This window comes from Acinetobacter sp. YH12134 (genome assembly GCF_013418555.1).
Taxonomy (GTDB): domain Bacteria; phylum Pseudomonadota; class Gammaproteobacteria; order Pseudomonadales; family Moraxellaceae; genus Acinetobacter; species Acinetobacter indicus.
In genome coordinates, this window is record NZ_VPBT01000021.1 from 1 (window position 1) to 19628 (window position 19628).

17 protein-coding genes and 1 pseudogene are annotated in these 19628 nt (G+C 48.7%); 11 read left to right on the forward strand and 7 right to left on the reverse strand.

All coding sequences use genetic code 11. The features are described from left to right. Positions 1-363 precede the first annotated feature (363 nt). The gene (locus FTU69_RS11660; protein WP_005181976.1) at positions 364-1224 is read left to right on the forward strand and encodes an alpha/beta fold hydrolase; all 861 of its coding nucleotides are present in this window, start codon (positions 364-366) and stop codon (positions 1222-1224) included. A gap of 75 nt (positions 1225-1299) precedes the next feature. Here the strand turns inward: FTU69_RS11660 and FTU69_RS11665 are convergent. Both FTU69_RS11665 and hcaR read right to left on the reverse strand, forming a co-directional pair. After that, positions 1300-1977: pseudogene (locus tag FTU69_RS11665) on the reverse strand (DUF1345 domain-containing protein). A gap of 306 nt (positions 1978-2283) precedes the next feature. Next, complete coding sequence (gene hcaR, locus FTU69_RS11670) at positions 2284-3183, reverse strand: DNA-binding transcriptional regulator HcaR (RefSeq protein ID WP_168396762.1); 900 nt, start codon at positions 3181-3183, stop codon at positions 2284-2286. A gap of 284 nt (positions 3184-3467) precedes the next feature. Between hcaR and hcaE the strand changes: the two genes are divergently transcribed. The 8 genes from hcaE (at position 3468) to FTU69_RS11710 (ending at position 11215) form a co-directional block, all read left to right on the forward strand. Next, complete coding sequence (hcaE, locus tag FTU69_RS11675) at positions 3468-4835, forward strand: 3-phenylpropionate/cinnamic acid dioxygenase subunit alpha (protein ID WP_163142924.1); 1368 nt, start codon at positions 3468-3470, stop codon at positions 4833-4835. Next, positions 4832-5350, forward strand: coding sequence for a 3-phenylpropionate/cinnamic acid dioxygenase subunit beta (gene hcaF, locus FTU69_RS11680; RefSeq protein ID WP_005181997.1), 519 nt, complete (start codon positions 4832-4834; stop codon positions 5348-5350). Before hcaE ends, hcaF begins: the two co-directional genes overlap by 4 nt. Further along, positions 5350-5676 carry a 3-phenylpropionate/cinnamic acid dioxygenase ferredoxin subunit gene (hcaC, locus tag FTU69_RS11685; RefSeq protein ID WP_005181999.1) on the forward strand — a complete coding sequence of 109 codons (327 nt, stop codon included), beginning with the start codon at positions 5350-5352 and terminating at the stop codon, positions 5674-5676. The genes hcaF and hcaC overlap by 1 nt, the downstream gene beginning before the upstream one ends. A gap of 2 nt (positions 5677-5678) precedes the next feature. After that, complete coding sequence (gene hcaB, locus FTU69_RS11690) at positions 5679-6494, forward strand: 3-phenylpropionate-dihydrodiol/cinnamic acid-dihydrodiol dehydrogenase (protein ID WP_168408474.1); 816 nt, start codon at positions 5679-5681, stop codon at positions 6492-6494. A 67-nt stretch (positions 6495-6561) separates the two neighbouring features. Then, positions 6562-7527, forward strand: a complete 966-nt coding sequence (locus tag FTU69_RS11695; RefSeq protein ID WP_168381732.1) for a 3-carboxyethylcatechol 2,3-dioxygenase — start codon at positions 6562-6564, stop codon at positions 7525-7527. A gap of 4 nt (positions 7528-7531) precedes the next feature. Then, on the forward strand, positions 7532-8761 hold the full coding sequence (hcaD, locus tag FTU69_RS11700) for a 3-phenylpropionate/cinnamic acid dioxygenase ferredoxin--NAD(+) reductase subunit (RefSeq protein ID WP_104484194.1): 1230 nt from the start codon (positions 7532-7534) through the stop codon (positions 8759-8761). A 312-nt stretch (positions 8762-9073) separates the two neighbouring features. Then, positions 9074-9982 carry a DMT family transporter gene (locus FTU69_RS11705; protein WP_180103925.1) on the forward strand — a complete coding sequence of 303 codons (909 nt, stop codon included), beginning with the start codon at positions 9074-9076 and terminating at the stop codon, positions 9980-9982. A gap of 183 nt (positions 9983-10165) precedes the next feature. After that, the gene (locus FTU69_RS11710) at positions 10166-11215 is read left to right on the forward strand and encodes an MBL fold metallo-hydrolase (RefSeq protein ID WP_005182011.1); all 1050 of its coding nucleotides are present in this window, start codon (positions 10166-10168) and stop codon (positions 11213-11215) included. A 69-nt stretch (positions 11216-11284) separates the two neighbouring features. Here FTU69_RS11710 and FTU69_RS11715 read toward each other — a convergent pair whose 3' ends face one another. Both FTU69_RS11715 and FTU69_RS11720 read right to left on the reverse strand, forming a co-directional pair. Then, complete coding sequence (locus tag FTU69_RS11715) at positions 11285-12805, reverse strand: catalase (RefSeq protein WP_005182013.1); 1521 nt, start codon at positions 12803-12805, stop codon at positions 11285-11287. Positions 12806-13097: 292 nt separating this feature from the next. Beyond that, positions 13098-13739, reverse strand: coding sequence for a TetR/AcrR family transcriptional regulator (locus FTU69_RS11720; protein ID WP_168396764.1), 642 nt, complete (start codon positions 13737-13739; stop codon positions 13098-13100). Between the two features lie 80 nt (positions 13740-13819). Between FTU69_RS11720 and FTU69_RS11725 the strand changes: the two genes are divergently transcribed. Next, positions 13820-15472: an acyl-CoA dehydrogenase family protein gene (locus tag FTU69_RS11725; RefSeq protein ID WP_168396765.1), complete on the forward strand. Its 1653-nt coding sequence runs from the start codon at positions 13820-13822 to the stop codon at positions 15470-15472. A 151-nt stretch (positions 15473-15623) separates the two neighbouring features. On the opposite strand, the gene FTU69_RS11730 is transcribed toward FTU69_RS11725, so the two are convergent. After that, on the reverse strand, positions 15624-16115 hold the full coding sequence (locus FTU69_RS11730; protein WP_016659595.1) for a macro domain-containing protein: 492 nt from the start codon (positions 16113-16115) through the stop codon (positions 15624-15626). A gap of 427 nt (positions 16116-16542) precedes the next feature. On the opposite strand from FTU69_RS11730, the gene FTU69_RS11735 reads away from it, so the two are divergent. Continuing rightward, positions 16543-16722 (forward strand): hypothetical protein, encoded by a 180-nt coding sequence (locus tag FTU69_RS11735; protein WP_005182025.1) that lies wholly within the window; start codon positions 16543-16545, stop codon positions 16720-16722. Between the two features lie 13 nt (positions 16723-16735). On the opposite strand, the gene ptsP is transcribed toward FTU69_RS11735, so the two are convergent. Together ptsP and FTU69_RS11745 are read right to left on the reverse strand one after the other, a co-directional pair. Then, positions 16736-19033, reverse strand: a complete 2298-nt coding sequence (gene ptsP, locus FTU69_RS11740) for a phosphoenolpyruvate--protein phosphotransferase (RefSeq protein ID WP_180103926.1) — start codon at positions 19031-19033, stop codon at positions 16736-16738. 85 nt (positions 19034-19118) lie between these two features. Next, complete coding sequence (locus FTU69_RS11745; RefSeq protein ID WP_005182032.1) at positions 19119-19601, reverse strand: RNA pyrophosphohydrolase; 483 nt, start codon at positions 19599-19601, stop codon at positions 19119-19121. Positions 19602-19628: the final 27 nt, after the last annotated feature.

The following is a 19628-nucleotide window of genomic DNA, read 5'->3' on the forward strand; positions in this document are numbered from 1 at the left end:
CTATAGAACAGATGTGGGCATGGGTTAAACGTAAACGTAAACGTAAAGAATGGTTGATCGACTCAGTCGATGAGTTATTTCGAGTTTTTTTCGAATCCTGTATGAATAATAAAGTAGTTTGACTATATATAAAAATAGATGAAAGTCCTAATAAAAATAAGGATTTAAAATTAACTAAAATGTTTAAAAACAATGGCTTAAATAATCGTTTTTTTGTAGCTTAAAATCGTAATTTTGTATCAGTTGAAAGCGCAGGAGCGGTTAATATAAGCCTATAGAAAACGCATGTTCAACGAGTCACTTGACGTCCAGACCTTCCAAGATTGAGGGAAACGCAAGCTAAAGACTGTATGAGGAGTAAGTATGAGCACTGTCCAAATCCCTGACTATACAACAGATTCATTCTTTGGCTTAGAAGATAAATGGATTGAAACCGCAGAAGGCGAACTCACCCATTACCATGAAATTGGTGAAGGTACGCCAATTCTGTTCTTGCACGGTTCAGGTACGGGTGTATCTGCAGCGGCCAACTGGTGGTTAAACCTGCCACAAATTGGTGAACAGGCACGTTGTATCGCGATTGATACCATTGGTTATGGTCAAACCGTTGTTGCACCGGGTACCCAATACGGGATCCGTGCCTGGGTTGATCACGCAATCCGTACCTTAGATGCTTTAGGTATCGAGAAAACCTGGTTGGTGGGTAACTCTTTAGGTGGCTGGTTGGCATTTCAATTGGCACTGGATTATCCAGAGCGCGTTCTGGGTATCGTGTCTATGGGTACCGGTGGTGCCAAGCAAACTGCTGCACTGAAAGCGCACGCGAACCCAGTACTGACTGAAGAAGGTATCCGTAAGACACTGTCTATGTTCGTGGTGAACAAAGACCTGATCACAGATGAACTGGTGAAAGTCCGTTTTGACTCGGCTGCAAATGACTATGCATCTGACCGTTTAATGGACGTGGTTGGCGCACGTGACCGTGACCGTTTCGAATTCCCATTAGACTTCGAAAAAATGAAAGACATCACGGTACCTGTACTTCTGATTCATGGTACTCAAGACGTGGTGATTCCAGTATCCCGTACCTGGGACATTCTGAATGTGGTGCCAAATGCAGATGCGCACATCTTCAGTCAATGTGGTCACTGGTCACAAGTTGAAAAAGCCGATGAGTTCAACACAGTTATTAAAAACTACCTGGCGGCGCACGGCGTAAAATAAGCCGGTGATAAAAGCGAAAAAAGGATGGTGACAGGCCATCCTTTTTTTATGGGCGGAATTTCTGGCTCAACCGGTTTAGTGCTGAATAAAGCTGGCCACCAGATTAATACAAATCGCCAGAATAGTGGTGTTAAACATATAGGCCAGCACAATATGCAGCATGTTCAGGATACGCATCGCGCGTGAGCTGATGCTGACATCGGCGGTTTGTGCCGACGTGCCAATCACATAACTAAAATAGAGAAAATCCGGATAGGTCGGGTAAGGGGTTTTCGGAAACTCCAGCCCACCTGCCTGATGCTGTTGCAGCGCCAGATAATAGTCATGCGCATAGTGAATCGCAAAAATGGTATGCATAAACAGCCAGGCACATAAAATAGTGGTAATCGCCAGCAGAAAATGCCCCATGCGTGCAAAGTCGGTTTGGGCAAATAAGTTGATCTCGACAATAATCGCAATAAAGCACATCACCAGGGTTAGAAACAGCAGTAACAGAATCAGCCATTTACTGGCATCCTGCTGCTAGGCGCGTTGCAGAATATGCTGATGATCACTATGCCAGAAATTCAGCAGGGTAAAGAGCAGATAGCCGGACACGGCAATATTCCAGCTGATGAGCAGGCAGGTCGACCAGGTCCACGGGCTCAAGCACTGAAAAATACCGTACAGCACCGTGGTGATCAGAAAACTGATAAAAAAATAAGGATGAGACTGCATCCCGGTTTTAATATGGCTAAACGGTGTTTTTATCATTCTTATTCCTTTGATCTGGCCCATAACAGATAAAAGCATGCCTAGCATCCTGCTTCAGGGGCAGAACATAGCGGCACTTCACTGTAGTCTAGCTTATTAGACTTAAGTTGTAGTTTACGGCTGAAAATAAATCTGCGCGGCTAGCAGAGAAAAAGTCGTAAAAGTGCAAAAATGATAAAAAATGGTGCAAAAAAGCCTGCGACTTAAGTCTAATCTGATTAAAAAGCCAGCAAATTGGCCATAAAAAAAGCACCATTATTTAGTCTCGAAATAATGATGCTTACAGGCAGTCAGCCAAAGCGTGGCTTAATCGCGGTTAATATCCAGGTAAAACACCCGGGTCAGCAGTTCCATAAACTTGTCGACCGATGGCGAGTTGCTGTTTTTGCGGTAACTGACATACAGGTCCAGATAAGGCAGTTCGATATCCAGCGGACGGATGATGGTGTTATTCATGGTCAGTGGTGTAATATAGCCTGGAAGGATCGTACAACCTAGACCAATACCAATAGAGTTGATGTTAAACAAGATGTTATCGGCTTTTTGCACGATATTAAATTCAATATTATTAGCTTTGGCAAAATCTAAAATGGTGTTGTGAAGGGTAAGAGATTGCTCTGCAGCCGGAATAATAAAATCAATGCCATTCAGGGCTTTGACCGGAATACGTTCGTATTTGGCCAGCGGATGGTCTTTCGGCAAAATGAAAATCAGCGGTTCACGCAGCACGAACTGGCTTTCAATTTCATCATTATTAAAGTTGTGACGGGTAAAGGTGATGTCCAGTTCACCTTTTTTAATGGCTTTCATCTGATCATTGTTGTTCATACTGAGCAATTCAATTTTCAGATCGGGGTTCTGTACGCGCAGATTCGGCAACACATACGGGAAAATCTTCATTTCCGCGACCGGTACAAAGCCAATGCGCAGCATCTGCTGTTTGGCCTGGGACACCTGACGCGCCATAGCCACGGCTTTGTCGGCCTGCGCCAGGGTCAAGCGCGCCTGTTCCAGAAACACTGCGCCTTCTTCTGTCAGTTCGACCTTACGTTTGGTCCGGTGTAACAGTTTTACGCCAACGTCTTCTTCGAGGTCTTTAATCTGTTGACTTAAAGAAGGCTGGGCTGTGTAGAGCTTCAAGGCAGCCTTACTGAAGTTCAGTTCTTCAGCCACGGTAATGAAATAGCGAAGGTGACGTAATTCCATAAACCCATTCCAAAAGATTAATTCAAAAAATGTCTAACTATCATGTCTTAAGAGTATAATCTATAATCAACTATTAGGTGAAGATTATTCTGCCATTTAGGAAATAAATAGGCTTTCAAATTTTATTAATGCTTTAATAAAGAGAAATAAGCGATAAGTAATTGATAAAATATCTTAATTAAAACAAAAAAAATATTTCACTAAACCCCGCTAAAAAATCATTATCCATGCAAAGTTGAGTCTATTTATTTTGTGCCGTTGTGTCGGTCACAGGAGAGCTTTCAATGAGTGGAAAAATTGATGTGCGCGAAATCGACGCTTTAGTCGATGCACAAAATGGACGTATTACGCCATCTATCTATACTGATCCAGATATCTACGAGTTAGAACTTGAACGTGTATTTGGTCGTACCTGGTTATTCCTTTGCCATGAAAGCCAAATTCCTAAGGCGGGCGACTTCTTCAACACCTATATGGGAGAAGATCCGATCATTGTGGCACGTCAAAAAGATGGCTCGATCAAAGCATTCTTAAACCAATGCCGTCACCGTTCTATGCGCGTAAGCTTCGCAGACTGTGGTAATACCCGTGCGTTCACTTGCCCATACCACGGCTGGTCTTACGGTATTGACGGTTCTTTAAAAGACATCCCGCTTGAAGATCGTGCGTACCCGCATGGTGCATGTAAAGAGCAATGGGGTCTGGTTGAAGTAAACCGTGTGAAGTCTTACAAAGGCTTGGTATTCGGCTGCTGGGATGAAACGACTCCAGATCTAGAAGAATACATGGGCGATATCGCTTGGTACCTGGACGGTGTTGTCGATCGTCGTGAAGGCGGTACTGTGATCGTGGGTGGTGTACACAAATGGGAAATCGAGTGTAACTGGAAATTTGCAGCCGAACAGTTCGCATCTGACCAATACCACGCGTTGTTCTCTCACGCATCTGCAATTCAGGTGCTGGGTGCAAAACCAGACGACGAATCTTCTAAGAAATTAGGTGCTGCACAAACTGCTCGTCCAGTTTGGGAAACTGCGAAAGACGCGATCCAATACGGTTCACGTGGTCACGGTTCAGGCTTCTTCTTCACAGAGAAACCAGATGCAAACGTATGGGTTGACGGTGAAGTAGCGAACTACTTCCGTGAAACTTACGAAGAAGTGAAAGAACGCCTAGGTGAAACTCGTGCGCTTCGTTTAGCGGGTCACAACACCATGTTCCCTACATTGTCTTGGTTGAACGGTACTGCGACTCTTCGTGTATGGCACCCACGTGGTCCAAACAAAACTGAAGTTTGGGCATTCTGTATCTGTGATGCGGACGCACCAGAAGATGTACAAGCAGCATTTGAACGTTCTGCAACTCGTGCCTTCGGTCCTGCAGGCTTCCTGGAGCAAGATGACTCTGAAAACTGGATCGAAATCCAAAAAGTTTTACGTGGTTACAAAGCGCGTCAAAACAAACTCATTATGGAAATGGGTAAAGGTAACGAGAAAGTACGTGAAGATGGTATCCCGGGTATCACTAACTATATTTTCTCTGAAACTGCAGCACGTGGTATGTACCGCCGTTGGGCAGATTTATTGATTCATGAAAAATGGGAAGACGTTGAAGCTGCGGCTGACGAATATGAGAAGGAGCTTATGAAATGAGTCAAATCAGTTTAGAACTTCATCACCAAATTAGTCAGTTCCTGTATCAAGAAGCCAAGCTTCTTGATGACTGGAAATTCCGCGAGTGGTTAGACACGCTAGCTGAAGATATTTCTTACACGCTACGTACCACACCAAACGCACAAACCCGTGACCGTCGTCGTTCGGTTGAACCACCGACGACTTGGGTGTTCAACGATACGAAAGATCTGTTGGAACGTCGTGTTGCCCGTCTTGAAACCGGTATGGCCTGGGCAGAAGAGCCTCCATCACGTACGACTCACATGGTGTCTAACGTGATTGTTGAAGCGTCTGAAGTAGAAGGCGAATACGATGTGTACGTGACTTATTTACTGTACCGTACCCAAAAAGAGAAAGACGTTACGATTTACTGTGGTAAGCGTCATGACAAGATCCGTAAAGTTGAAGGCGGCTTAGGCTTCCAGATCTTCAACCGTAAGATCACGCTTGACCAAGTTACCTATAACTCACATAACCTGAGTGTGTTCTTCTAATGAATAAGATTTTTGTTTGCCAAGTTGACGAGCTTGACGAAGGCGAAGCATTGAAAGTGGACTGCGGCGTAAACGGTATCGATGCGCTGGCAGTATTCAACAATGGCGGTGAATTCTTCGCAATGAATGATCGCTGTTCACATGGTAATGCATCGATGTCTGAAGGTTATCTGGAAGACGACGGTACAGTTGAATGTCCGCTGCACTCTGCACGTTTCTGTTTGAAAACTGGTCAAGCACTATGCTTGCCAGCAACAGATCCAATCCAGACATTCCCAGTGATTGTTGAAGATGGCGCGTTATACGTAGAGATGGCAGGAGAGTAATCATGGGTTGGCTAAAAGGCGAAGTTGCACTGATCACTGGTGGTGGTTCAGGTTTAGGCTGGGCTTTGGTTGAGCGTTTTTTGGAAGAAGGAGCACAGGTGGCCGTTCTTCAGCGTTCTCAGTCTAAAGTTGATGCTTTACAGGAACACTTTGGTGACCGAATTCTTGCAATCGCTGGTGATGTTGCCAACTATGAAGACAATGTCCGTGCTGTTCAAGCGACCGTTGAGCGTTTTGGCAAGCTTGACTGTTTTGTGGGTAATGCCGGTATCTGGGATCACTATGCCGATATCGTTAACACCTCGGGTGAGCAACTGGATAAAGCCTTTAATGAAATCATGGGCATTAATACCAAGTCGCTGATTCTGGGTGCCAAAGCAGCGCTAGACGAGCTGATCAAGTCAGAAGGTTCAATCATCTTCACTTTATCGAACTCTGCGCTGTATTCATCGGGCGGTGGTCCTGTTTATACCGCATCCAAACATGCTGGTGTAGGCATCATGAAAGAACTGGCCTATGAATTAGCGCCAAAAGTTCGTGTTAATGCCGTGGCACCGTCTGCCATGAATGTGAATATCAAAGGTGCGGCATCACTCGGTCAGGAAAATGTTGGCCTGCTCGATGCACGTGATCCTGAGAAAATTGCCCGTGGTATGCCACTGAACTTCTTGCCAGAACCAGAAGATATGACCGGTTCATATGTGCTGCTGGCTTCACGTCAAAATAACCGTCCACTGACCGGCGTGCTGATTAACGCGGAATGTGGCTTGGGCATTCGTGGTTTACGTCAACCACGTGCCGGTTTCTTTGACGAGTAATTCACGCCTTAAAACATAATGGACTAACCCGGCAGCCTTTTGGCTGCCTTCCGTTTAGGAGTCACACATGGCCGTTAAACTTATTTGTGCATCGCACAGTCCTTTAATGGAGTTTGCCACTCCGCAAGAACAACGCAAAGAACAAGCTGTTCGTCAGGCGTTTGAAAAACTGTCTGCGGAAGTCAAAGCCTACGATCCAACCCTGATCATTACCTTTGGTCCAGACCATTTCAATGGTTTCTTCTATGACCTGATGCCAAGTTTCTGTGTGGGTATTCGTGCCACTGCAGCAGGTGACTGGGACTATGGTAAAGACAATGCACACATTGATGTACCAGAAGACAAAGCACTGGGCTTAGTGCGTCGTGTACTCGATGAGGGCGTGGACGTTGCGTATTCTTACCGTATGCAAGCTGACCATGGTGTGACTCAGCCATTGCACTTCCTGTGCGACGGCAAACTTGATCGTTATCCAACGATTCCAATTTTCATTAATGGTGCAGCTGCGCCAATGCCAACTACGAAGCGTACCATCGCTTTAGGTCGTGCGGTCGGTCAGTTTATCAAGTCACTGAATCTTGAAAACGAACGCGTACTGGTTCTGGGTACGGGTGGTCTGTCTCACGATCCACCAACCCCGCAAATGGGTTCGGTACCACCAGAAGTGGAAGAATTCCTGATTGCCGGTCGTAACCCGACCCCGGAAGCCCGTGAAGCCCGTCAGGCAAAAATTATTGCCGTGGGTCAGAAGCTGGCCGCGGGGGATACTTCTGTGGCAGTCCCGCTGAATGCGGAATGGGATATTGCTTTGCTGGAGAAATTCAAGCAGGCAGATTTCGCAGCACTGGAAGCCATGACTGAAGCGGAAATCCGTCGTGATGGCGGCCGTGGCGGTCAGGAAGTCCGTTCATGGATGGCGGCATTTGCTGCATTGCATGAGCTGGGCGAATATGACATGACCACCCACTGCTATGAAGAAATCAGCGAGTGGATTGCCGGTTTCGGTATCGTTTCTGCAGAATTAAAAGGTTAACTGAATGAGCAATGTAAACAGCATCGTGATTGTCGGTGCAGGTCAGGCCGGTGCCAGCGCAATTCTGGAATTACGTGGCAACAAATACGAAGGCAAAATCACCCTGATCGGGGATGAAACCCATTTGCCGTATGAGCGTCCGCCTTTGTCTAAAGATGTGATTCTCAAACCAGCCGAAACCAAAATCGAAATTCTGTCAGAAGAAAAACTGGCGGAACTGGGCGTTGAAACCATCCGTGGTAACGGTGTGGCCAAAATCAATGCCGAGGCAAAAACGGTTGAACTGCAAAACGGTGATGTCGTTGCTTATGACAAGTTACTGCTGGCCACCGGTGGTGCAGCGCGTCGTTTACCCAACTTCGATGCGCTGGGTAAACACGTGTACACCCTGCGTAACCTGGAAGATTCACAAGCGCTGGTGCCGGTATTACAGCCGGGCCGCCGTATCATCCTGATTGGTGGTGGTGTGATCGGTCTGGAGCTTGCATCAAGCGCACGTTTTAAAGAATGTGAAGTGACCGTGATTGAAATGGGTCCAATGGTGATGGGTCGTTCATCACCACGCATCCTGAGCGAGTTCCTGCTGCAGCAGCAACAACTGGCCGGTGTTGATGTACGCCTGTCGACCCAGATTGCAGAATGCAAGCTGGATGGCGAAGAAATTGTGGTAACACTGGAAGGCGGTGAAGAGCTGCGTGCAGATGCTGTGGTCTATGGCATCGGGATTATCCCGAATGCACAGCTGGCCGTTGAAGCCGGTCTGGATGCGGACTTTGCGGTTAAAGTCAATGAAAACTGCCAGACCTCAAATCCGGATATTTATGCAGCCGGTGACGTGGCCACGCAACTGCGTGACTGTGGTAACCACCGCCGCGTTGAAACCTGGGAAAATGCCAACCTGCAAGCGGGTATCTTCGCGCGTCACGTGATGGGCGTTGAACATCCAGCGGCAAACCCGGCCTGGTTCTGGACCGATCAGCTGGACATCAACTATCAGTTTGTTGGTGATATGGCAGCGGCTGAATGGCATGTGCGTGGCGAGATCAAACCTGAACTGCGTGCTGAATCATCATTCGTATTGTTTGGTGTCACCGATGGCGTGATCGTTGGCGGGATTACCGTGAATGCAGCCAAAGATATGCGTCACCTGAAAAAGCTGATCAGTAAACAGGCGGCTTTTGAGGCTGACAAATATCTCGATCTGAGTCAGGATCTTCGTAAGCTGGTAAAATAATCCGGCGATACGGCAGGGCAGACCTTGGGTAACTTTGGTCTGCTTTTTTATGGCTGTTTTATTTTCTTGTTGAGACATGTCCACAATGTGCATGGTGATTTGTACATGACTTTGTGTCGGTAGGTCTTACTTTTTAAAGCTGATAAGAATCCTCAAAATTTATTTTTGAGTTCGCAGGGCAAAACTCTTTTCATTGTTTGGGCGTCTCTCTTCGTTCCGTGGTGACATTCAGGTCGTCATCCTCATTATTTCAAGATGGGTTTGAATAAAGATGCCTTCATTTTATGGTTTTCAAATTTAGTTGAGTTGTCTATGAGTTCAAACTCATCTCCCATAATCGTTACCGCCAGTATCTATGCCTTGCTGGTGCTGATCTGGGCCACCACGCCGCTGGCGATTGTGTGGAGTGTGGAAGAAGTCCATCCCATGTGGGTGCTGATTATCCGCTATTTCGGGGCTTCGCTGATTGCGCTGTTTTTACTGAAACTGATGCGTGATCCGTTGCCGCTGGATGAAACCTCACTCAAAAGTTATGTGGCGGGCAGCCTGAACCTGATTGGTGCGCAGCTGTTTATTTATCTGGCAGCCAATTACCTGACTTCGGGTTTAATGGCGCTGATTTTTGGTTTTTCCCCGCTTATTGCCGGTTTAATTGGCCATGTGATTTTAAAAACCCAGAAACTGGTGGCCCTGCAATGGCTGGGCATGGCGGTGGCGGTGGCCGGGCTGAGTTATGTCTTTGCTGACTCGGCAGACAGCAAGATCAACCCGATTGGGATTGTGCTGATGTTAATTAGCATGGTGTCGTATATCAGCTCGATTTTCTGGGTCAAGCAGATTAATGCACCACTGAGTCCGATGTCACAGGCCACCGGTTCCTTGCTGGTCTCGGCACTGGGTTCAATGCTGATGTTGCCATTCATCTGGTCACATATGCCAACCGAATGGCCGGGCATGCAAACCATGATTGGCTTTTTGTTTACCATGATCATGTCTTCGATTGTGGCGATGCTGTGTTATTTCTGGCTGATTCGCCGTCTGGCTGCGTCCACTGTCTCTTTAAGCAATGTGATGACCCCGATTATTGCACTGGTACTCGGAGCGACCCTGAATCATGAGCATATCAGTGCACATGCGGTGGCCGGGATTGCGGTGGTGATGCTGGGCATTGTGATGTATTTCTGGAAAGACTGGCAGCGTCAGTATTTTTCTAAATGGTGACAGCACAGGAAGCCATGCGCTTCCTGCTGTTTTGGCTTTTGCTAAAAACAACAAAAACATAAAACAAAATATTCCACAATTTTGGATACTATGCATATTGCATCGGCACTTGCTGTCCTGTGTAATGAAGACTTAAGAAATCACAGGATTTGCTCTACGTGCTTCAATTTTTATCGGACTGACATGAATCAAAACGCGGAACCTAAGCATTTTCAGCTACCAACCGAAACATGTTGGTCACACGCCTGGCGTCAGCCTGCTTTGCAGTTTTTACCTTCCCGGCATTATAACGGTGCCCAGTTTTTCAATCCGGTGCCGGCACCCGAAGGGCGTAGCCGCAGTGATTTGCTGAAATGGCTGTTACAGCGTAAACGCAATAGCTGGACCGCAGAAAACACACCAGAGCAGCCCGCTGAAGGCAAGCGTCCGATTCCGCAGGAACGTCCGAATGCCAGCCTGGATGACTGGCAGATCTGGTTTGTAGGGCATGCTACCGTTCTGATTCAGATTGGCCCCTATAATTTCCTGACCGATCCGGTCTGGTGTGAATATGCCGGACCGCAGCAGGGCAGAGGTCCGAAACGGATTTGCCCGGCTGGAATTGCCCTGGAAGAGTTACCGACCATTCATGCGGTGCTGTTGAGCCATAACCATTATGACCACATGGATCTGGCCACCCTGCGCTGGTTACATGCCCGTTTTGCCATGCCAATTTATACCGGACTGGGCAACAGCTGGTATTTGCCAAAAAACTTTCATGTGGTGGAAATGGACTGGTGGCAATCGGCGCTATTTAATGAATTAAAACTGGTCTATATTCCGGCGCAGCATGGTTCAGGCCGTGGTATGCGCGACCAGAACAGTGCCCTCTGGGGTGGCTTCTCGATTCTGCATGGTGAAGATCACTGCTTCTTTGCCGGAGATACCGGTTATTCCTCGCATTTTAAGGAAATCCATGCCCGTATTGGCGCACCGCGGATTGCACTATTACCGATTGGTGCCTATGAGCCACGGGACCTGATGCGCTATATGCACATGAATCCGGAAGATGCTTTTCAGGCGCATAAAGACCTGCATTCCAAATGTTCGCTGGCCATTCATTACCGTACCTTCCAGCTCACCGATGAAGGCCGTGAACAGCCGGAAGTCGATTTGCAAAATGCCATGCGTAAATCCTCAAAACTGATGAATCCGTTTTATTGCATTCGCGAAGGCAAGAAGCTGATTGTTTAAGTTTAAATCCTGCAACAAAAAACCACCCGAAGGTGGTTTTTTTATGGCTTGAACTCTCTGTGTAGAGGCTTAGAGCACGCCTGGCTGACCCAGCGCAGGGTCGGTGGCTCGAGCGGCCTGAGCATCTGCCACGGTCATCCCCAAGGCTTGGGCTACACCTTCGCCGTAGGCCGGGTCACACATAAAGCAGTTACGGATATGACGGTACTTGATAAAGTCATAGGCATCGCCCATGGCACGCGCAGTATTGTCAAACAGCGCCTGTTTCTGTTCAGGATTCATCAGGTTGAACAGGGCACGCGGCTGGCTAAAGTAATCGCTGTCATCTTGACGATAATCCCAGAAATCGGCATCGCCACGGATTTTCAGTGGTGGTTCACGGTACTGTGGCTGTTCCTGCCATTGCTGGAAGCTGTTTGGCTCATAGTGTGGCAAGCCGCCATAGTTGCCATCCATACGGCCCTGACCATCACGGCGGTTAGAGTGGACCGGACAACGGGCTGCGTTTACCGGAATCTGGGAATGGTTTACCCCCACGCGATAACGTGCGGCATCGGCATAGTTAATTAAACGCGCTTGCAGCATACGGTCTGGTGAATAGCTGATCCCCGGCACCAGAGTACTTGGTGCAAAAGCGGCCTGTTCCACATCCTGGAAATAGTTTTCTGGGTTACGGTTCAGTTCAAACTCACCGACTTCAATTAATGGATAATCACCTTTTGGCCAGACTTTGGTCAGGTCAAACGGATGATAAGGCACGGTTTCCGCTTCGGTTTCCGGCATGATCTGCACGAATAGGGTCCATTTCGGGAAATCGCCACGTTCAATTGCATTAAACAGGTCATTTTGGCTGCTTTCACGGTCCTGGCCAATCAGTGCTGCGGCTTCGGCATCGGTCAGGTTTTTAATGCCCTGCTGGGTACGGAAATGGAATTTGACCCAGAAACGTTCATTGTTGGCATTAATGAAGCTGTAGGTGTGGCTGCCAAAACCATGCATATGACGATAACCATCTGGAATACCGCGGTCTGACATGACAATGGTCACCTGATGCAGCGCTTCTGGTAACAGGGTCCAGAAATCCCAGTTGTTGTTGGCGGAACGGACGTTGGTTTTCGGGTCACGTTTTACCGCTTTGTTCAGGTCCGGGAACTGGCGCGGGTCACGGAAGAAGAACACCGGTGTGTTGTTACCGACTAAATCCCAGTTGCCTTCTTCGGTATAGAATTTTAGTGCAAAACCGCGAATATCACGTTCGGCATCGGCTGCACCGCGCTCACCGGCCACTGTCGAGAAGCGGGCAAACATTTCGGTTTTCTTGCCGACTTCAGAGAAAATTTTGGCGCGGGTATATTGGGTAATGTCGTGAGTCACGGTAAAGGTTCCGAATGCACCTGAACCTTTGGCGTGCATACGACGCTCAGGAATCACTTCACGAACAAAGTTCGCCAGTTTTTCATTGAGCCATAAATCCTGGGTAAGCAATGGACCACGGGCACCGGCGGTCATACTGTTCTGGTTATCGACCACCGGAGCACCGGCATCGGTGGTGAGGTGGGTGACCGGACATTTTTTAAAGTCTTGGCTCATTATCGTTCTCCGTTATTGTATTCATGTGCTGACGTTGGACACGGGCTGGATTCTCCAGGCAGGTGACATCCCATGAAATTAACCGTTATCAAAGTCATTAAAAAACCAACCCAGCCCATCATGGACATCTGCCTTGCAACGACTGACTGGGCAGGATGGCGATGGATAAAAACATAAAAATGTAGCTTGGTTCTCATTTAATGTAGACCGAGTACCGCAGTTTTTCAAATGGATAAAACGATTAGTGGTCAAAGGAATAATCGATAGCTTAAAGTTTTGATTTCTGAGTGTTTTAGTCGGATTTTGTTGAGATGAGCCGGGCTAAAAACGGCTGGATGGCCAGTTCAATATCGGCCTGCAGTTGCGGCCAGTCCTGAAATGTGGGCTGGATTAACAGGGTTTGTGAAATAAAGCCATAACTGATGCGATGCAGGTTTTCGGCACAGCGCAAGCGTTCGTGGGTTTCAGGTATATAGCGGCTTAAAATCTGCTGCCAGCTGTCCAGCATCAGCTGATAATGCTTTTGATAGGCCTGTTCGCTCGACAGGCTGCGTTCAAGTAAAAACACACTGGCCCACAGCCGCTGTTCGCTGCGGATACGGTCGAGCTGAAAGCACAGCAGGGCCTGTATATCGCTGCAAATATCACCAGTTGTGGATAACTGTGGCGGTGGCTGGGTATAACTGCGTAGCGCCTCGGCATGCTGGATAATCTGCTGGTGAATCACCCAGGCCAGCAAATCTTCTTTCTGGGCAAAGTATTCATAAAAGGTGCCCAGACCGACGCCGGCCAGCTCGGTAATCTCGCGGATGGTCAGTTGTGCGGGTGTCTGCTGCTGCAAAAGCCGAACAACACTGTCCAGCAGTGCCTGCTGGGTCTGTTTGGCCCGGGACTGGCGAGGCTTACGCCGCAGCTGTACAGAGGGGGAGGTCATGACTGAAAACCGAACATGCTGTGGGTGAATATTCTTTATACTGAAAGCCTATCATCATAATCAATCAGGAACGATGAACGATGCAGGCATGGATGACCCATTCTATTCAGAATCAGTTTGATGAACGTCAGGATTATAATCTGTTTGCGAGTGACCGCGTGTTGCAGGAAATCTTGCAGCGCTATGGCAGTCAGGATCAGGCACGCCTTAGCGCCCTTGGTCAGCAGGCCGGATCGGCAGAGGCTTATCATTCTGCCCATTTAGCCAATAGCCATACCCCGCAGTTACAGGCCTTTGATGCTCGCGGCCGCCGTCAGGATGTGATCGAGTTCCATCCAGCCTGGCATTACTGGATGGCGCTGAACCGGGAATTTCAGACCCATGCCCATCCCTTTATTGAACCTCAGTCCGCATCTGCCTGGGTCGATTGGGCGGCGCGCTTTTATCTGAGTGGTCAGGTCGAATGTGGCAACCTGTGTCCTGCCTCCATGACCCTGGGCAGTATTCCGCTCATTCAGCGTGAACCTGAACTGTGGCAACAGTTCGGCGATAAACTGCTGTCGAATGAATATGATGTGCGGGATATTCCAATGGCGCAGAAAACATCAATCTGGCTGGGCATGGGCATGACTGAAAAGCAGGGCGGCTCCGATGTACGCGCCAATGAAACCATCGCCACTCCGGTGGGGACCGCGGGTCGTGGCCAGCCCTATCTGCTGACCGGGCATAAATGGTTTTTCTCGGCGCCGATGTGCGATGCGCATTTGGTGGTGGCGAAAACTGAACAGGATGGCTTGGCCTGCTTCTTTGTGCCGCGCTGGCTGGAAGATGGTCGCAAGAACACGATTCATATCCAGCGTCTAAAAGACAAGGTCGGCAACCGCAGCAATTCCAGCTCGGAAGTCGAGTTTCATGAGGCCTGGGGCATCATGATTGGCGAAGCTGGCCGTGGTATTCCCACCATTATTGAAATGGCCAATTATACCCGCCTGACCTGTGTGGTCGGCAGCAGTGCCATGTTGCGCCAGGCGCTGGTGCAATGTATTGCCTATACCCGGCAACGCAAAGCCTTTGGCAAGCTGCTGGCTGAACAGCCGCTGATGCAGGCGGTATTGGCCGATCTGGCACTGGAAACCGAAGCCGCGGTGCAGCTGGGCTTTTATCTGGCGCAGTGCTACCAGTTGGATACGCCGCTGGCGCAGGCCTGGAAGCGGATTATGACCCCGGCTGCCAAGTTCTGGGTGTGTAAGCGTACTGTCGAGCTGAGCGGCGAAATGATGGAGGTCTTTGGCGGCAATGGCTATGTCGACACTGGCATCATGGCGCGTATTTTTAAAGAAGCTCCGGTGAATAGTATCTGGGAAGGGTCGGGCAATGTCATGTGTCTGGATGTGCTACGCGCGATACAGCGTGATCCGGCCTCCATGCAGGTCCTGTTGCAGTCGCTGGCCGACGGTGTGCAACAGCAGCCGCTGTTACAGCAGGAATTACAGGCGCTGATGCAGCTGTTCCAGCAGACAGACCCCCAAGCCTTGCAGTTTATGGCACGTACGCTGGTAAGCCGTTTGGTGCTGCTGGCACAGGCGGTCATCTTAAACCTGCATGCGCCTGATTTTGTGGCACAGGCCTTTATCCAGAGCCGTTATCAGACCCTGCATGGTCAGGTGGTGGGCATGTTAGACCCGGCACAGGTCGATGTTGCCCGGCTGTTAGAGCGTGCGCTGGCGGCTTAGACATCACGCGTGATAGAGAGTATCCTGATAGAAAAATTCCCCGCTTGACTTCAGCCAAGCGGGGAAATCGGACTGGATGCATGGCGGTCTGCAGTTGCGCAGCCGTGTGATCCCGGCATCAGTCTCACTCTAACGATCAAACGAGCTTGGCTTAATGCGCCGGTTCGTCTGCTTTCACCCCTTTCTGGTACAGGGTGTAGATATAAACCGGAATATTCAGGTCTTCTAAATGCTTGTAAATCAGCGGGCGGACTTCTTCCCAATCCAGACCGCCGACACCGGTGGCCAGACGTGGCAGCGCCAGACTTTCAATATTCTCGGCTTCAACCAGCTGTTTCAGATTTTTCAGGGTGCGGTTGACGTATTCTGTCGATGCTTTACCCGGCTTGGAACCGTTGTCATAGGCCGCTTCCTGAGTCATCAGATTAATGATGCGCTGACCTTCGGCATTGACCCAGGTCCATTGTTCACCCGCTTTAGGATGGTAAATATGGCAATAGTTACGGAAGTCTTTATACAGCGCCGGCCAGTGTTCGCGCAGACTTAAAGCCAGTCCGGTGGCAAAGTTATCATTTGGGGCAACACCGTGGGCAATGGCACGGGCTTGGCTCAATAAAATATCTCCAGAAACTTCATAAATCATGCTGTGAACTCCTGTTTTGGAAGAGGCTGTTTGAATTGATCTTCTAGCTTCATCTTAGCCTATCAGGAAGTTTTTTTAGCGTGCTATATAACTGCTAAGTCCTTGCAAAATAATAAAAAATATAAGATTTTGTGGTATAATTATAGGGGCAGAGCAGCTGAATCTACTTTCATTTTTTGACTGAAGAATGTTCAGAAAAACACTGCAAAATTTTTCTATACCGTTTCTTTTATTGTTACATGACTGTCGCAAAACTGCTGCTGAATTGTCCAAAAAAATGTATGATTGACTCCCCATTCCAAAGGGATGTCGACGGGAAGCAAAACGCAGTTTTAAGGCTAAAATGCGCTTGAATTTTGCGCAAATGTACCCATCAATACAGCGCAGGAACACCTGCATTCAAATCATGAACCGGAAGGATAAAGTGATGGCAAAGAAAAAACAGCCAGAAGTGATTCAGCATAACTTCGTGGCCAAATATATGCATGAGGTCAACAAGAGCCAGGTTTTTGTCGACCGGAAAAAGAATGCCAAACGCGGCTATAGCAAACACAAACAAGGGCGATATTCTGATGATTATCGCCCCTATTCATTCTGTCTGATTTAAATCAAAATATGGCTTAAGCGCCAACAATCCGGGTAGAGGCCTTGACCATATCGCCCAGACCATGGGTTTTAAAATAATATTCCATCCAGCTTTTCACCATCAGCGAATTATTCATTTTCAGCACCCGTTCCAGCTGCTCCTGTGCTTCGCTCATCGACACATGGCAAATCGCTTTACGCACGCGCAGAATGTTACTCGAACTCATCGACAGGGTATTAAAGCCCATCGCCATCAACAGCACCGCAGATAGCGGATCACCGGCCATTTCACCACAAATGCTGACCGGTTTATCGTACTTGTGACATTCCTTGACCAGACGGGTCAGTGCGCGTAGCACTGATGGATGGAAATGCGAATAGACGTTGGCCACGCGTGGATTGTTACGGTCCACTGCCAGCAGATACTGGGTCAGGTCATTGGAACCGACCGAGAAGAAATCGACCAGTTCGGCAAATTCATCAATCTGCAGCAGCACACTGGGCACTTCTACCATAATCCCGATACGCGGTTTATTGATCTTGACCTGTTCTTCTTCCTGTACCGCATGCCAGTCACGATCTAGCAGATACAGCGCTTCTTCGACTTCATTGACGCTGGTGACCATTGGCAGCAGGATGTGCAGATTGTTCAAGCCAATGCTGGCTTTGAGCATGGCGCGAATTTGCGAAGAAAAAATTTCCGGATGATCGAGGGTGAAGCGAATCCCGCGCCAGCCTAGCGCCGAGTTTTCTTCTTCAATCGAGAAATACGGCAGGTCTTTGTCTGCGCCAATATCCAGGGTACGCATTACCACCGGTTTATTGGCAAAATGGCTCAGCTGCTGGCGGTAAATGGCACGCTGTTCTTCTTCGCCCGGGAAACGATCCCGCAGCATAAACGGAATTTCAGAGCGGTATAGGCCGACCCCTTTGGCACCACGTTGTACCCCGCGTACCACATCAATCATCAGACCGGTATTGACATACAGTTTGACCGTCACGCCGTCTGGGGTAACGGCGTCCTTGGTTTCATACTGTTTCAGGTCTTTGGCAATCAGTTCTTCTTCTTTCTGAATTTCTTTATAGCGGGTGCGTAAACGCCGTGGCGGATTAATAAACACCCGGCCCTGATGCGCATCGACAATCATTTCTACGTCATCGAGGGTGTTGATCGGCAGTTCAGTCACCCCGACCACGGTTGGAATACCCAGTGCGCGCGCGACAATCACCATATGTGAGTTCATGGCGCCTTCGGTGGTGACAATTGCGGCAATTTTATCGACCGGTAATTCCACCAGTGCCGCGGTCGAGATTTCTTCACCAATCAGAATACTTTCATCGGTCAGTTCGCGGTGGCTGGCATCGGCTTCCTGCAAATAGGCCAGAATACGCCGGCCGAGATCTTTTAAGTCGGAAACCCGTTCACGCAGGTAGTCATCTTCCATCTGGGCAAACTGGGCAATGTGGTTGTCAATGACAATCCGCACCGCACCTTGTGCCCAATTACCATCCCGAATCAGTTCTTTAATTTCCGCCGGCAGGGCATTTTCATCCAGCATACGCAGGAACACGCTAAACAGCGCGCGTTCTTCGGCCATCAGCGCATCCTGCATTTTGTCATCCAGCGCCTGAATTTCCTGACGCACGGCATCTAGCGCGGTGTCGAGCAGTTTCAGTTCTTCGCTGATGTCATCGGCTTCACGGTCGGGTACCGCGGCCAAATCTGCTGGTGGATAGAGAATGACCGCGCGGCCAAGCGCAATCCCGCCCGAGCCGGAAACGCCCTGGAAGGTTTTGTAGGCCGGCAGATTGCTGGGTTTACGAAAGACGTCAATATTGCCAACGGCATGCGCATGCGCAATCACGCCAGAGAGCTGGGCGCAGAGCGTGACCAGAAAGGATTCAGCCGCTTCGCTAAAGTCCTGACATTCCTTGTTCTGCACCACCAGTACGCCCATGACCTTACGACGGTACATGACCGGCACGCCGAGGAAGGAATTATAAATTTCTTCGCCGGTTTCCGGTAAATACAGGAAGCGTTCATGTTTCGGTGCATCGTCCAGGTTGACGATTTCTTCACGCTGGCCGACCAGCCCCACCAGACCTTCACCTGTATGCAGAGACACATGGCCGACCGCTTCAGGATTCAAGCCCTTAGAAGCCATCAGCAGATAACGCTGGTTGCGCTCGTCAAGCAGGTAAATGGAGCAGACATCGACATGCATAGCTTCAGCAACCTGATTGACCATAATGTCGAGCGATTCATGCAAACTGGTGGACGCATTAATTTCCTGCACAATGCGTCTTAGGGTATCCAGTTGCATATTCGACATAAAGTCTGCTCCAAATCAGCGTTCCAGTTCTGTTCTCTTTATAGCAAGAGTCGTTTAAAAAATCTGCATGATCATACAGCTTTTTTCAGGCTTTCTTAGATGGCAATTGATGACATAATTCCACCATCGCCTTGCGGTACACATCGCGTTTGAAATTCACGACCTGACCCAGTGGGTACCAGTAACTGACCCACTGCCATTGATCAAACTCGGGCGGATCGGACAGGTTGAGCTGAATCAACTGGGCCGAGGCCGTGAGTTTGAGTAAAAACCATTTCTGTTTTTGACCAATACATACCGGATCGGAATCGGGCCGGATGTAACGGTGCGGCAAACGGTAACGCAGCCAACCTTTCGTTTGTGCGATAATTTGAACGTGTTCGGGCAGTAAGCCAACTTCTTCTCTCAGCTCACGATAAAGTGCCTGCTCAGGGGTTTCTCCATGCTGGATACCTCCTTGTGGAAATTGCCATGCATTGTGTCCAATGCGTTTTGCCCATAAAACCTGTCCAAAGTCGTTTGCCAAAATGATCCCGACATTGGGTCGGAAACCTTCTGAGTCGATCATTTGGCTACCTAAATATTCTGTAAATTA